11 protein-coding genes and 1 pseudogene are annotated in these 14,474 nt (G+C 70.7%); 5 read left to right on the forward strand and 7 right to left on the reverse strand.

Going from position 1 to position 14,474, the window contains the following annotated elements:
• Window positions 1-215: 215 nt before the first annotated feature.
• From OO69_RS12755 to ppk2, 6 genes and pseudogenes are all read right to left on the reverse strand, one after another.
• Window positions 216-749 carry a GNAT family N-acetyltransferase gene (locus tag OO69_RS12755; RefSeq protein ID WP_051800968.1) on the reverse strand — a complete coding sequence of 178 codons (534 nt, stop codon included), beginning with the start codon at window positions 747-749 and terminating at the stop codon, window positions 216-218.
• A gap of 98 nt (window positions 750-847) precedes the next feature.
• On the reverse strand, window positions 848-1,375 hold the full coding sequence (locus tag OO69_RS12760; protein WP_051800969.1) for a GNAT family N-acetyltransferase: 528 nt from the start codon (window positions 1,373-1,375) through the stop codon (window positions 848-850).
• A gap of 246 nt (window positions 1,376-1,621) precedes the next feature.
• Window positions 1,622-2,473: an alpha/beta hydrolase gene (locus tag OO69_RS12765; RefSeq protein ID WP_033280664.1), complete on the reverse strand. Its 852-nt coding sequence runs from the start codon at window positions 2,471-2,473 to the stop codon at window positions 1,622-1,624.
• 412 nt (window positions 2,474-2,885) lie between these two features.
• On the reverse strand, window positions 2,886-4,007 hold the full coding sequence (locus tag OO69_RS12770; RefSeq protein ID WP_033280665.1) for a hypothetical protein: 1,122 nt from the start codon (window positions 4,005-4,007) through the stop codon (window positions 2,886-2,888).
• A 192-nt stretch (window positions 4,008-4,199) separates the two neighbouring features.
• Window positions 4,200-5,928 (reverse strand): annotated as a pseudogene (locus OO69_RS48820) (SulP family inorganic anion transporter).
• Window positions 5,929-5,950: 22 nt separating this feature from the next.
• The gene (gene ppk2, locus OO69_RS12780; RefSeq protein ID WP_033280666.1) at window positions 5,951-6,754 is read right to left on the reverse strand and encodes a polyphosphate kinase 2; all 804 of its coding nucleotides are present in this window, start codon (window positions 6,752-6,754) and stop codon (window positions 5,951-5,953) included.
• Window positions 6,755-6,910: 156 nt separating this feature from the next.
• On the opposite strand from ppk2, the gene OO69_RS51915 reads away from it, so the two are divergent.
• The 5 genes from OO69_RS51915 (at window position 6,911) to OO69_RS12805 (ending at window position 13,917) form a co-directional block, all read left to right on the forward strand.
• Window positions 6,911-7,276: a ferredoxin gene (locus OO69_RS51915; protein WP_078652418.1), complete on the forward strand. Its 366-nt coding sequence runs from the start codon at window positions 6,911-6,913 to the stop codon at window positions 7,274-7,276.
• 177 nt (window positions 7,277-7,453) lie between these two features.
• On the forward strand, window positions 7,454-8,632 hold the full coding sequence (locus tag OO69_RS12790; protein ID WP_033280667.1) for an acyl-CoA dehydrogenase family protein: 1,179 nt from the start codon (window positions 7,454-7,456) through the stop codon (window positions 8,630-8,632).
• Window positions 8,633-8,998: 366 nt separating this feature from the next.
• On the forward strand, window positions 8,999-11,260 hold the full coding sequence (locus OO69_RS12795) for a serine/threonine-protein kinase (RefSeq protein ID WP_033280668.1): 2,262 nt from the start codon (window positions 8,999-9,001) through the stop codon (window positions 11,258-11,260).
• A gap of 291 nt (window positions 11,261-11,551) precedes the next feature.
• A complete protein-coding gene (locus OO69_RS12800) occupies window positions 11,552-13,123 on the forward strand; it encodes a phytoene desaturase family protein (RefSeq protein WP_033280669.1) in 1,572 nt (523 codons plus the stop codon).
• Window positions 13,120-13,917 carry a class I SAM-dependent methyltransferase gene (locus OO69_RS12805; protein ID WP_033280670.1) on the forward strand — a complete coding sequence of 266 codons (798 nt, stop codon included), beginning with the start codon at window positions 13,120-13,122 and terminating at the stop codon, window positions 13,915-13,917. Before OO69_RS12800 ends, OO69_RS12805 begins: the two co-directional genes overlap by 4 nt.
• Here the strand turns inward: OO69_RS12805 and OO69_RS12810 are convergent.
• Window positions 13,914-14,393, reverse strand: a complete 480-nt coding sequence (locus OO69_RS12810; RefSeq protein ID WP_033280671.1) for an Lrp/AsnC family transcriptional regulator — start codon at window positions 14,391-14,393, stop codon at window positions 13,914-13,916. The genes OO69_RS12805 and OO69_RS12810 overlap by 4 nt on opposite strands.
• Window positions 14,394-14,474: the final 81 nt, after the last annotated feature.

Raw genomic sequence — 14,474 nt, forward strand, 5'->3', positions numbered from 1 at the left:
ACCTTGGCCGGTGAGTGCCGGGGCGCGCAGATGGCCACGAGAGCTGCCGAACTGGTCCTCGCTGACCGGCTCTTGGCGAGGCTGGTCCACCTGCGGACCGGGCTCTCCCGTGAGGTGGGTTTTCCTGGATCGGCCGGACGATCCAGGAGTTCGCCCGTTGCGGGCGGGTGGCCGTGGGTCCGACGTCCTCGAGCGTCCCGGCATCCGCCTGCGGTTCAGGAGCTCCGCGATGCGAGCTTCAGTCGCAGCCGGACGTAGTCGTGGTCCAGCGGTCCCGGACGGCGCGCTCCATCCGGCCGCCAGCCGTTTCGGGCGTAGAAGCGCTGCGCACGGGTGTTGGACGACCAGCACTCCAGCACGCCCTCGGCGCAGCCGGTGGTCGTGGCCAGCGTGACGAACTTCCGGTGCAGGGCCCCACCCACCCCGCGTCCCCAGGCGCGCGGCAACACACCGATCTGGTACAGCTCGTAGGAGGTCGAGGCCTCCAGGTCCTCGTGGTGCGGTGGCCCGGCGGTGAGCAGTCCGATCACCGTTCCGTCCGTGTCCTCCGCGACCAGCGTGGCGGGCGCCGGCGCGGCCAGCACCCGTGCCCAGGCGTCTCGCCGTTGCTCCCACGCGCTCGGGTCGGCGAGCTGGTCCTCGGGCATACCGCCCGCGGTGTAGTACGCGGTCCGGGTCCGGGTGTGCACGTCGGCAAGGACGTCGGTGTCCTCGGTGGTCGCCTCACGCAGCCGGAAACCTTGATCCATGTGTCTCTGGACGCCGGGACGGGGAACCCACCACGATCCCCTTTCGAGGAGACATCTGGCTGCCGTCACGACAGCAGGGTCAATCGCGGGTCAAGGCGCTACTCGCCGAGCACCCGCTCCCACAGCAGCCCGTCCCGCCAGCTCCCGTCGAGGAAGATCGAGGAGTGTGCGACGCCGTACGGGCTGAACCCGTTGCGGCGCAGCACCCGCTGCGACGGCAGATTCTCCAGCTGGGTGGACGCCTCGGCGCGGTGCAGCCCGAGTTCGTCGGTCATCACGCGGAGTGCGAGCCCGAGGGCGTTCCCGGCGTGGCCTCGGTTCTGGGCGACGCTCGCGATCCAGTAGCCGACGGAGCCGCGGCGCAGGTGCGGCTGCGGCAGGATGCCTCCGACGGTGACCTGCCCGATCACCTGGTCCTCGGCGAGCACCACGCCCGGCCAGACCGTACCGGCCCGGTATCCGGCCAGCAGCCTGTCGATCCGCTCCGCCTGGCCCGCCGGGGTGAAGAAGTCGGCGGGCTGGGCCGGTTCCCAGGGCCGGAAAGCCTCGCTGTCCCGCGCCCGATGCGCGGCGATCGGGGCGGCGTCTGCGGGCTCGATCAGGCGGACCCTGGTGCTGCTGTGCATGGCCTGATCCTCGTCGTGGTGCTTCGGGTGAAACGGCCAGCCTAGGCGAGGGTGTTCGGGCCGCCGCACTCCGGCCGTATCCATCGGCCTGAGCCGGGCGTCGATGTCCCCGAGCCCCGAACCGCCGTACGCCCAATGGTCGTTGACCGTGCGGGTCGATCTGAAGCGTGCCGACGGATCGAGGCCGAAGGAGGACGGAAGCGCGCCCCGGTCCCTGGCGGTGGACCGGGGCACTGGCCGCGACCGTCAGCCGACCGCCTTGGCCGCGTCCGTGATGAGGTTCGCGACGATCTTCGGGTGGCTGATCATCGCGACGTGGGACGAGCGCGGTACCTCGACGACCTTGCGTGCGTTCGCGCGGCTGTACATCCAGCGCTCGCACGCCGGCGGGATCGCCTTGTCCTGGCCGGCGACCAGGCCCCACGACGGGATCGTCTTCCAGGCCGCGGCCGTGGTCGGGAAGACGAACGAGTCGGCGTCGAACGGCCGTTGAGTGGCCTGAAGGACCCGGAAGTCGGCGGTGGAGATGTCGGCGGCGAAGGCCGCCTGGCCGTCCTTGCTCAGGTACAGGTCGGTTCCGGTCGTGCCGTCGGCCTTCGTGTACGGGACCGGCACGCTCACCGGTTCGACCTCGCTGCCGGGGAACTTGGTGATGAGCTTGCCCTGCGTCTCGCCCACGTCGGGCACGAACGCCGCGATGTAGACCAACGCCTTGACGTTGGACTTCCCGGCGGCGGCGTTCGTGATGACCGTGCCGCCCATGGAGTGCGCGACCAGCACGACCGGTCCGCTGATGGAGTCCAGCAGGCTCGCGACGTAGGGGGCGTCGGTCGGAATGCCCCGCAGCGGGTTCGCCGCGCAGACCGTGGTGTAGCCCTTGTCCTGCAACTCCCCGATGGTGGCGTTCCAGCAGGACGAATCGGCGTACCCGCCGTGCACCAGGACGATCGTGGGCTTCACCTTGGACTTCTCCTCACCGCTACCAGTTGTGGCCGTCGCCGCGCCGGCCGTTCCTTCTGCGCCGGCGATCAGCGCAGCCGACCCGGCCAGCGCCGCTCCGGCGGCCAGTACCCGCCGGCGGGAAACTTCGGAACTCATGGGACTCCTCAGGCATGGGGATGGGGAATGGGGCTGACGACGCGCTCGCCGCTGGGCTGCTGCGCGAGGGCGGCGGGCGTCAACTGAACAGGTGGCCGCAGGAGTTCGGCTCGGTCGGCGGGCTCGGCCGCGCACGGGCGGCTTCATCGGTGTGGCATGCCTTGGACCCTATGAGGAGCGCTTTTGCGCTGGCATCGGCAATGTGACCTAGATGCCGGTGTTGGTAGTCCGGCCGTTGCCTTCAGCTCCTGGCTCGATGCCGATGCCGAGGGGTGCGGCCTCATACGGACTGCGGTCAGGTGGGCGACCAGGTGGATCGCGGCGAAGAGGCCTGCGCGCTGGTGGGGTTGTGCGAGTGGGGCGACGCTGCCGGCCCGAGTGGGGAGCCGCCGTGCGGAGGCGCATCCTGGCGTCAGACTCGGTGGCGGCAACGGTCTCCCAGTTCGGAGATGACGGCTTTCTCGTGTGCGTTGGCGGCGCCGTCCACAGTGGCCACCTTGTTGGCCACGTCGAGAATGTCGCTCAGATCCCCTGGCTCGGCTTCTATGCGCCGCCACACCTCGGCGGGGTCGATGTCGACCAGGTGAGTGAGCTGTTCGTCGACGACCTGATGGTGTTCCCGGACCACCCGCACCAGGTGACGCATCAACAGCGCCTCGTCGTCGGTGATCTTGTGGTTCGCCCTGATGACGAGCCACGCGACCCACAGCATCAATTGAGGGTGCTGACTCTGCTTGCTCAGGTTCTCGGCGAGTTCGGTCACCCGCGCCTCGTTCCGAAAGACCGCTTGCGCGTGCCGCCCCGCGAGCAGCGTCGTATAGCGGTTCAACACCACCGCGAGGGGAACGCCGACCAGGGGGATACCGATCTTGATGACGTTGCGTTGCAGGAGGAACTTGCCGACGAAAGGGAACCCTTTCGCGGCGTTCAGTACCGCTTTGGAATAGAAGCGTTTGATCACCGGCCGTACCATCGCCGGTACGGCCTTGACCACGCCTTCCCGGACCACTTCCCCGCTCTTGATGGTGAAGGCCACTCGAATGAGTTTCCACATGTCATCGGGGTCGGACAGGTCGAGCGGAACCCGATAAAGGACTGCGATGTCGTAGGCCAGGCGGAGTTGGAGCCGGGTGATGAACGCGACATCGACCATCAGGGTCGCGACGGCGGCTGGGACGGTCGCCGGCGAGGCGCCTCCAAGGCTTCCGAGGGTGGCGACGACGGCCGCCGTGTAGGCCCCGGCGGAGAGACCGCCTTCGAGCGCCGCGTACCGAGCCGCCATCTTGATCCGCTGGTCGACGATGGCGTCGGCGGGTACGCCCGCATAACGTTCCTGGAAATACTGCCAGTCGACCTTGTCGGTGTACGAGTTCAGGGCATGAGCGCTGAGCTTGGTGAACCAGCTGCCAGACTTGATGTCGTCTGCGCTCAGCCCCTTGATGAACTCTCGTATCTCCGCCTGCTCCTGCTCGACAACCTCGCGGTCGGCATCGTCGTCGCCGGTGCCGGCAGCGTCAATCGGAGCCTTGCTCATGGTGAGTTCCCCCCAAATACGTCAGCGCCCAGCCGGATTGCCGCGTCCCGGCAAACCTGCCGCAGTCTCATCACGGTGACTTCAGAACCAGCACATCTGTGGACGGATATCCCGTGAGCTGCGCAACCCTAGCGCGTCAACGGGCAGTTGGGGCCGCCTGCCCAACCTCCGCCCCTGCGACCGAAACGGGCGCTACGTCACCGTCCCCTGACCATGCACACCGCTCCACTCCCGATACGCAGCCACAGCCCGTAGGCAAGGTCGGAAAGATGTGGTCCGTGCCGACGGATTCCACCAGCCCGTACGCCTCCAGGTCGTCCAGCAGGTCCTGTTTGACCCGGGCGAGGGCGAACACCACGCCCCGGTGGGCGAGTTCGCGGCGGAGTTCGTCGACCGCGTCCAGGGCGGTGATGTCCACCTCCACGTTGGCCTCGGCGTTGAGGACGAACCAGCGGACGGGGGCGGCCTGTTGGGCTACGGCGGCCAGGGCGCGGCGGCGGAAGTTCTCCGCGTTGGCGAAGAAGAGCGGGGAGTCGTAGCGGTAGACGAGCAGGCCGGGGATCGTGCGGGCCTGCGGATAGTCGTCCACGTCGTGCATGCCGGCGACGCCGGGGACCAGGCCCTCGACGGCGTCGTGCGGACGGGCCACCCGGGTGAGGAGTTCGGCCACCGACAGGCCCACGGCGACGATCACGCCGTAGAGGATGTCCAGGGCCAGCACTCCGGCCAAGCAGCCCAGGGCGAGCAGGAGTTCGCGGCGGCGGAAGGTGGCCAGGCGGTGGAAGCCGGTGAGGTCGATCATGCGGACGGCGGCGTAGACGACGAGGGCGCCGAGGACCGCCGAGGGGGTGCGGGCGAGGAGGGGGCTCAGGAAGAGGAGGACCGCCAGGACGACCGCTCCGGCGATCAGTGAGTACGCCTGGCTGCGGGCACCCGCCGAGGACGCGAGCGCGGTGCGGCTGGCGCTGCTGCTCACCGGGAAGCCGTGGAGGACACCGGCGCCGAGGTTGGCCGCGCCCAGCGCCAGGAACTCCTGGTCGGCGTCCAGGCCGGGGCCGTCGTCCTCCTCGTCGCCGGTGAAGGCGCGGGCGGTGAGGATGAAGTCGGTGTAGGCGACGAGCAGGACGCCGAGTGCGGGCAGTACCAGGTGGGGGAGTTGGGTGAGGTCCGGCAGGGCGAGTGTGGGAAGTCCCGCCGGGACATCGCCGATCACCTTGATGCCGTACCGGTCGTCGAGGTCGAGGACCGCCACGGCCGCCGTACCCAGCACCACCGCCAGCAGCGGGCCGGGGATCATCCGGGACAGCCGCGCCACCGTGAACAGGAACGCGAGCGTGACGGTGGCGAACAGCACTGTGGGCGTGTGGAGTTGATGCAAGTGCCTTAGGAACGACCAGAGTTGGGGGAAGAACGCCGAGCCCGTCGTCGACACCCCGGTGAGCTTGGGGAGTTGGTCCACGATCATGATCAGGGCCACGCCCGCCAAGTAGCCGATCAGGACCGGGCGGGAGAGGAGATCGGCTACGAAGCCGAGCCGTACCGCCCATGCGACGAGGCAGAGCAGGCCGACCGTGACCGCGAGGGCGGCGGCGAGGGTGGCGTAGCGGCTCGGGTCGCCGGCCGCGAGCGGGCCCACCACCGTCGCCGTCATGAGCGCCGTCGTCGATTCGGGGCCGACCGAGAGCAGGCGGGACGAGCCGAGGACGGCGTAGAGCGCGAGCGCGGGGAGGATCGCCCACAGGCCGGCGACCGGCGGGAGGCCGGCGACTCCGGCGTAGGCCATCACCTGCGGGACGAGGTACGCGGCCACCGTGACGCCGGCCAGCAGATCGCCGCGCAGCCAGGCGCGCCGGTATCCGGCCAGCGCGGCGATTCCGGGCGTCAGGCGCCGCCAACCCAGGACGCGCCCGCTGGGGGACATGGTGCTCCTCGACCCGACCCGCTCAGAGGCTCGCCGCGTGGTCCGGGACGAAGGTCTGGAGGTCGCGCGGCGGGCGTTCGTAGCCGGTGGACGGCGGGCGGGGCGGGAGTTCGAGGACCGGGGGAGACACCTCGTGGTAGGGGAGGGAGCCGAGGAGGTGGGCGATCATGTTCAGGCGGGCCCGGCGCTTGTCGTCGCTCTCGACGACGTACCACGGGGCCTCGGAGACGTCGGTGTGCACCAGCATCTCGTCCTTCGCCCGCGAGTACGCCTCCCAGTGGGTGATGGACTCCAGGTCCATCGGCGACAGCTTCCAGCGGCGCAGCGGATCCTCCAGCCGACGCCGGAACCGGTCCTGCTGCACGGAGTCGCTCACGGAGAACCAGTACTTGCGCAGCACGATCCCGTCCTCCACGAGCATCCGCTCGAAGATGGGGCACTGGCGCAGGAACAGCTGGTACTCCTCCTGGGTGCAGAAGCCCATCACCCGCTCGACGCCGGCCCGGTTGTACCAGCTGCGGTCGAACAGGACGATCTCACCGGCGGCCGGCAGATGCTCGACGTACCGCTGGAAGTACCACTGGGTGCGCTGGCGGTCGGTCGGCTTCGGCAGTGCGGCGATCCGGGCGACACGCGGGTTGAGGTGCTCGGAGACGCGCTTGATGGTGCCGCCCTTGCCCGCCGCGTCCCGGCCCTCGAAGACGATCACCACCCGGGTGCCCTCGGCCCGTACCCACTCCTGGAGCTTCACCAACTCCGTCTGCAGGCGCAGCAGTTCGGTCTCGTACTTCTCGCGCGGCAGCTTCGTCGCCTTTTTGCCGGCCATGCTGCCTCAACCCCTCGATGACGTGCGCGGTTCCCCGTGTCCAAGGTCGAACACCTGGACAGCACCGTACTGATCGACGGGGCGATACGCACCCCGGATGCCTGCTCCGCCGGGTTTGCGGAGGGCGGTGACGGCAACCCGGACCGTGTGACAGCCATGACCGCACAACAGGAACTCGTCCGCTTCCTGGAGGACCGCTTCGCCTGCGCCCAGGCCTGCACCGAGTGTGCGCGGGCCTGTGTGCTGCGCGTCAGCCGCTCGGATCCGGACGCCACCGACCACGAGGCACTCGTACGACGCAAGGCGCTGCTGTGCGCGGAGGTGTGCGACGCGACCTGCCGGATGCTGGCCGAGCAGAACCTCCAGGACGAGTCCGCCCTGCGCCTCCAGGCCAAGTGGTGCCTGCTCGTCTGCCTGGAGTGCGCGCAGGTCTTCGACGCGCAGCCGGGCGCCGAGGCGGACGCGCAGGCGTGCCGGGACTGCGCACGGGCGTGCACGGAGTTCATGGCCACGCTGAGGTGAAGTCCGTGGCCAGGCTGAGGTGAAGTCCATGGCTACGCCGAACTGACGCGCGCCTACGGCCTCTTCGGGCGCGTCACCGCTTCCCGCAGGGGCATTGCCGCCTCGCCATTCCCTATTTCTGGAACACGTTCTACGGTGTGCGCCGTCAGGACCGGCCTTGGGGAGCCTGGAGGCGCCGTGCATCTCGAATACACGCCCGAGCAGCAGCGGCTGCGCACCGAACTGCGCGCCTATTTCGCCGAGTTGGTGCCCGACCACGCCTACTCGCGCTACGCCGACCCGGCCGCCCAGAAGCGCTTCTACCGCGAGACGATCCGACGGCTCGGCGCGGACGGCTGGCTCGGCGTCGGCTGGCCCGAGGAGTACGGCGGGCGCGGGCTGACGCCGATGGAGCAGTTCATCTTCTTCGACGAGGCCGCGCAGGCGGGCGTACCGCTGCCGCTGATGGCGCTGAACACGGTCGGCCCGACGATCATGCAGTTCGGCACCGACGAACAGAAGACGTACTTCCTCCCGAAGATCCTCGCCGGTGAGATCGACTTCGCGATCGGCTACAGCGAGCCCGAGGCCGGCACGGACCTGGCCGCGCTGAAGACACGCGCCGTACGCGACGGCGACGAGTACGTCGTCGACGGCCAGAAGATCTGGACGACCAACGGCGACACCGCCGACTGGGTCTGGCTCGCCGTCCGCACCGACCCGGACGCCCCGCCGCACAAGGGCATCACCATGCTCCTGGTCCCGACCGCCGACCCCGGCTACTCCTGCACGGTGATCAACACCCTCGCCTCGCACGACACCACGGCGAGCTACTACGAGAACATCCGCGTCCCCGTCACCCGCCGCGTCGGCAAGGAGAACCAGGGCTGGCGCCTGATCACCAACCAGCTCAACCACGAACGCGTCACCCTCGCGGCCCACGGCACGATGGCGATCCGCGCCCTGCACGACGTCCAGCACTGGGCCATGGAGACCAAGCTCGCCGACGGCCGCCGCGTCGTCGACCTCCCGTGGGTCCGCCGCCTCCTCGCCCGCACCTACGCGCGGCTCGACGCGATGAAACTCCTCAACTGGCAGATGGTGAACGCCGTCCAGGAAGGCACCCTCACCCCCCAGGACGCCTCCGCCGTCAAGGTCTACGGCTCCGAGGCCCGCCGCGACGCGTACGCGTGGCTCATGGAGATCGTCGCCGCGGCCGGCGCGCTGAAGGAGGGCTCGGCGGGCGTCGTCCTGCACGGCGAACTGGAGCGCGGCTACCGCTCCGCCGTCATCTTCACCTTCGGCGGCGGCAACAACGAGATCCAGCGGGAGATCATCTCGTGGATCGGGCTGGGGATGCCCAGGGTGCGGCGTTAGCTTTCGGCATGCCCGGCGCCCCCTCCTCGTCCCAGCGCACGAGGCGCTCCGGCGGCGCGTGGCGCACTCGTCGTACACCTTCCTGCCGTCGTACGCCCATCAGCGCTACGGCGGACCGAGCCCCGGGCCCCGACGAGCCGGCCCCCGTGCCCGCCACCGTCACCCCGCAACTCCTCGCCCCACGCCCCCTGTTGCACTGCGCAACCACACATGTGCTCCGGCACCACCCGTCCAGGCGCATTCTGTGTGCCGGGTCACGGCTCGGGCCGGCTCGGGCACGCCCCCGTACAAAGTCGGACGATCGCTCGCCATACTGGACGAGCCAGGGGAGGGCGGGACGAACACCGACGGGGGCGAACGCGGGAGATGGGGGACAGCAGACTGATCCAGGGTCGCTACCGCCTGCTCGATCTGATCGGGCGCGGTGGCATGGGCGAGGTGTGGCGCGCCCGGGACGAGTCGCTGGGGCGGCAGGTCGCCGTGAAGTGCCTCAAGCCGCTGAACCCGCACCACGATCAGTCGTTCACCGGGGTCCTGCGCGAGCGGTTCCGGCGTGAGGCGCGGGTGGCCGCCGCGTTGCAGCACCGCGGGGTGACCGTCGTCCACGACTTCGGCGAAGCCGACGGCGTGCTCTACCTCGTGATGGAGCTGCTCGACGGCCGCAACCTCTGCCAGCTCCTGGAGGACAACGAGCAGCGGCCGCTGCCCGTCGCTGACGTCGTCGACATCGCCGAGCAGGTCGCCTCCGCCCTCGCCTACTGCCACCAACAGGGCATCGTGCACCGGGACTTGAAGCCCGCGAACATCATGCGGCTGACCGACGGCACGGTGAAGATCTGCGACTTCGGCATCGCCCGGCTCGGCGCCGACATCGGGTTCACCTCCCGGCTGACCGGCACCGGCATCGCGATGGGCACCCCGCACTACATGTCGCCGGAACAGATCAGCGGCACCGAGGTCGACCAGCGCAGCGACCTCTACTCCTTCGGCTGCGTGCTGTACGAACTCACCACCGGGGCACCGCCGTTCGACCTCGGTGACGCCTGGGCGATCCTGATCGGCCATCGCGACACCGCGCCGCGCCCGCCGCGTGCCGGGCGCGCCGAAGTGCCCGAGTACCTGGAGAAGGTCATCCTCGACCTGCTCGCCAAGCTGCCCGAGCAACGTCCGCACGACGCAAGGGAGTTGGGGCGCCGGATCACCATGGGTCGTACGACACCTCTGTACGTCCCGACCGTTGTGACCCCGCAGCCCCAACTGCGCCTGTCCGAAGCGGTGTCGGAACCGGCGTCCGAGCCGGCTTCCCGTGAAGCGCGTCTGCCGTCCTGGACGCGCGGGATGACCACCGGGCACAAGGCGACCGGCGCCGGACTGCGCACCACCCCGCCGGACGCCGGAGCCGGACTCACCGGCGAGTGGATCGCCCGCCCGACCACCGGCCACGCCGAGGAACCCGCGCCGGAGTCGCCGTCCGCACCGCCCCAGGAGACCCTCGACGCCCTGGCCGGACGCCACAACGCGGGCCTCAGCCTAGGGAGGTTGGGCCGCTGGGCAGAGGCCGGTGAGGTACACCGAGCGGTCGCCGCCGAACGCACCCAGCTCCTAGGCCCGGACCACCCCGACACCCTCGCCAGCCGGTACGAACTCGGCTTCACCCTCAGCCGCACCGGCCACGCCGCCGACGCCCTGCGCGAGTACACCCACGTCGCGGGCGCCAGGGAACGGGCGTTGGGCGCCGACCACGCCGACACCCTCGCCGCCCGACAGGAAATGGCCTACGTCCTGGGCCAGTTGGGCCGCCACTTCGACGCACACCAGGTGTACACGTCCGTACTCGCCGCCCGGGAACGCACGATGGGCCCCGACCACCCGGACACCCTGCGCTGCCGCCACAACCTCGCCTTCAACCTCAGCCGGCTCGGCCGCCTGGAGGACTCGTACCGCATGGCCTGCGAGGTCGCCGCCGCCCGCGCCCGCGTGCTGGGCCCCGGACACCCCGACACCCTGGTCACGCGGTACGAAGTCGCCTACGCGCTGGGCCAGTTGGGCCGCTGGCCCGAGGCTCTGCAGACCTACGGCGAGGTAGCCGAGGCCCGTGCGCAAGCACTCGGCCCCGACCACGCCGACACCCTCGCCGCCCGCTACGAGATCGGCATCAGCCTCGGCCGGCTCGGCCGCAGCGCCGACGCCCTCAAGCTCTACCGCGACCTCATCGACGACCGCACCCGCGTCCACGGACCCGCCCACCCCGAGACCCTCCGCGCCCGGCACGGCCTCGGCGTCAACCTCGGACGCCTCGGCCGCTGGGAGGAAGCCCTCGCCGAATCCCGCGACGTGTGCGCCATCCGCGAGCGCGTCCTCGGCGCCGACCACACCGACACCCTGGTCAGCCGCCGCGAGGTCGCCGTGGGCCTCGGCTGGCTGGGCCGCTGGGCCGACGCCCTCACCGAGTACCGCCGGGTGGCCACGGCTCGCGAGCGCGTCCTCGGCCCCGCCCACCCCGACACCCTCGCCAGCCGCAACGACGAGGCCCACTGCCTGGAACAACTGGGCCGCAACGCCGAGGCGGCCGAGCTGTACCGCCGGGTGGCGGCACTCAGACAGGGCCGACCGGCCGACGGCCACTGAGACCCACACCACCAACTCCACCCGCGACCTGGAACGGCCCCGCCTGCCCGCAGGCCAATCCCCCCAGGGCCAACGCCCTAAAGGGGCGCGGGGAACTGCGCGACCAGCCCCCACGGCCCGCCACCCGCGAATCAACCCAAGGCGCCACAACCAACGCGCCCCCCACCCCGCCGCAGGTGTAACGGCTCCGCCTGCCCCACCCCCGCCCCCGTCCACCTCCGCCCACTTCCACCGAGCACCACCCGCCACCCACCCCTGGCCGACCTAGATCACCTCGTGTTACGAAGAACCATGCCTGCACACGAGGAACCCGGACACCGCACGTACGACGCCGTCATCGTCGGCGGCGGCCACAACGGCCTGGTCGCCGCCGCCTACCTGGCCCGAGCCGGCCGCTCCGTACTAGTCCTGGAACGCCTCGCCGACACCGGCGGCGCCGCCGTGTCGACACGCCCCTTCGCCGGGGTCGACGCCCGGCTGTCCCGGTACTCGTACCTGGTCAGCCTGCTGCCCAAGAAGATCGTCCGGGACCTCGGCCTCGACTTCCGCGTCCGAGGGCGCACGATCTCGTCGTACACCCCCGTCGACCGCGACGGACGCCCCACCGGCCTCCTCGTCGGCGGCGGCGACCGCCGCACCCGCGACGCCTTCGCCCGCTTGACCGGCGGCGACCGCGAGTACGCGGCCTGGCAACGCCTCTACGGCATGACCGGCCGCCTCGCGCAACGGGTCTTCCCCACGCTCACCGAACCGCTGCCCACCCGCGACGAGTTGCGCCGCCGCGTGGACGACGAGGACGCCTGGCGGATGCTCTTCGAGGAACCGATCGGCGTCGCGATCGAGGAGAACTTCACCGACGACCTGGTCCGGGGCGTCGTCCTCACCGACGCCCTCATCGGCACCTTCGCCGACGCCCACGACCCCACGCTCGCCCAGAACCGCTGCTTCCTCTACCACGTCATCGGCGGCGGAACCGGCGCCTGGGACGTCCCCGTCGGCGGCATGGGCGCCCTGACCGACGCCCTCGCCACCACCGCGCGCGAGGCCGGCGCCGTACTCGCTACCGGGCACGAGGCCGTCCGCATCGACACAGACGGACGCGCCGCCGAGATCACCTACCGCACCGCCGAGGGCGAGGGCACCGTGGCCGCCCGGCACGTCCTGGTCGGAGCGTCCCCGCAGCAACTGGCCGCCCTCACCGGCGACGAACCGCCCGCGCCCGCTGAGGGCGCCCAGCTCAAGGTCAACATGCTGCTCAAGCGGCTGCCCCGGCTCCGCGACACCTCGGTCGACCCCCGCGAGGCCTTCGCCGGCACCTTCCACATCGCCGAGGGATACGACCAACTGGCCGCCGCGCACGCCCAGGCCGCGTCCGGTTCGCTGCCCGCCGCACCGCCCTCCGAGATCTACTGCCACTCGCTCACCGACCCGAGCATCCTCGGGCGGGACCTTGTCGAGGACGGCTACCAGACCCTCACGCTGTTCGGCCTGCACACCCCGGCGCGGCTGTTCGAACGGGACAACGACGCCGTACGGGACGACCTGTTGAAGGCGACGCTGGCCCAGTTGGAGCACCACCTCGCCGAACCCCTCGCCGACTGCCTGGCCACCGACGCGGACGGCCGCCCCTGCATCGAGGCGAAGACCCCGCTCGACCTGGAACGCGACCTCAGACTCCCCGGCGGCAACATCTTCCACCGCGAACTGACCTGGCCGTACGCCCAGGACGACACCGGCCGCTGGGGCGTCGAGACCCGGCACGCGAACGTCCTGCTGTGCGGGGCGGGCGCGGTGCGCGGCGGGGGCGTGAGCGGGGTACCGGGGCACAACGCGGCGATGGCGGTGCTGGAGGCGGGTGAGTGACGTCCTCCGTCGGGGACTTCTACGACGCACTCGCCGCCGACTACCACCTGATCTTCCCGGACTGGGACGCGAGCATGGCCCGCCAGGCAGCGGCGCTGGACGGACTCGTCCGGGCCCGATTGGGTGCGGGGCCACACCAGGTACTGGACTGTTCATGTGGGATCGGCACACAGGCGATCGGGCTGGCCGGGGTCGGACACCAGGTGGTCGGGAGCGATCTCAGCCCGGCCGCCGTCGCGCGAGCCGCCGCGGAGGCCGCGAGCCGGGGCGTCGGGCTCCCGGTGACCGTGGCGGACATGCGCGCACTGCCGTACCGGGCGGCCGCCTTCGACGTCGTCGTCTGCGCCGACAACTCCCTGCCGCATCTGCTCACCGCCGACGACGTGCGCAGGGCCCTGACCGGCATGCGCCGGGTCCTGCGCGACGACGGGCTCCTTGTGCTGAGCGTCCGGGACTACGACGGGATCCGTGCCGCCCGTCCCGCGTCCACGCCCCCGCAGATGTCGACGACCGCCCAAGGCCGGGTGATCACCTTCCAGTTGTGGCACTGGCGCGAGGACGGTGATCGCTACGACCTGGAGCACTTCCAACTGGTGCCGGGGGAGGGCGGCGGCTGGGAGGTGCGGGTGCGCCGTACCGCGTACTGGGCTTTGACGCGTGGGGAGTTGAGCGCCGCGGTGGCCGACTCGGGCTTCACGGAGGTCAGTTGGCACGAGCCGGGGGGCAGCGGCTTCTATCAGCCGGTGCTCACGGCTCGGCGGGGTCGGTCGGCACCCGGCTCCGGGAAGAACTAGCTGGGGGTCGAGGACGCGCCGGGTTGTTCGGGCAGAGGCCTGTCCTGGACGACGTTCTTCATGACGAGGGTCGACGTGAGGCGCTGGACGCCGGGGAGCCGGGCGAGTCGCTGGTCGTAGAGCTGCTGGAACGCGGCCAGATCGGCGGTCGCGACCCGCAGGAGATAGTCGGGCTCGCCGAACAGGCGCTGCGCCTGGATCACGTGCGGGACGGCGGCCACGGCCTCCTCGAAGGCGGTGACGGTGTCGGGCGTCTCCCAGCGCAGGGTCGCGAAGACGAGGGCCTCGAAGTCCAGGCCGACGGCGGCCGGGTCGACGACGGCGCGGTAGCCGCGGATCGCCCCCGCGCGTTCGAGGTCGCGCAGCCGGCGGTGACAGGGCGAGACGCTGAGCTGCACGCGGGCGGCCAGCTCGGTGATGGTCAGGCGGCCGTCGAGCTGCAGCTCGGTGAGAATCTTCCGGTCCAGGGCGTCCATGGGGAAGATTCTCCCTCGGATCGCGCGATCATGGGGTAAATACGCAAACACCTTCGGGTGTATGCGGCCTAGCCTTCCCTC

The sequence above is a fragment of the Streptomyces sp. NRRL F-525 genome, assembly GCF_000716605.1.
GTDB lineage: Bacteria > Actinomycetota > Actinomycetes > Streptomycetales > Streptomycetaceae > Streptomyces.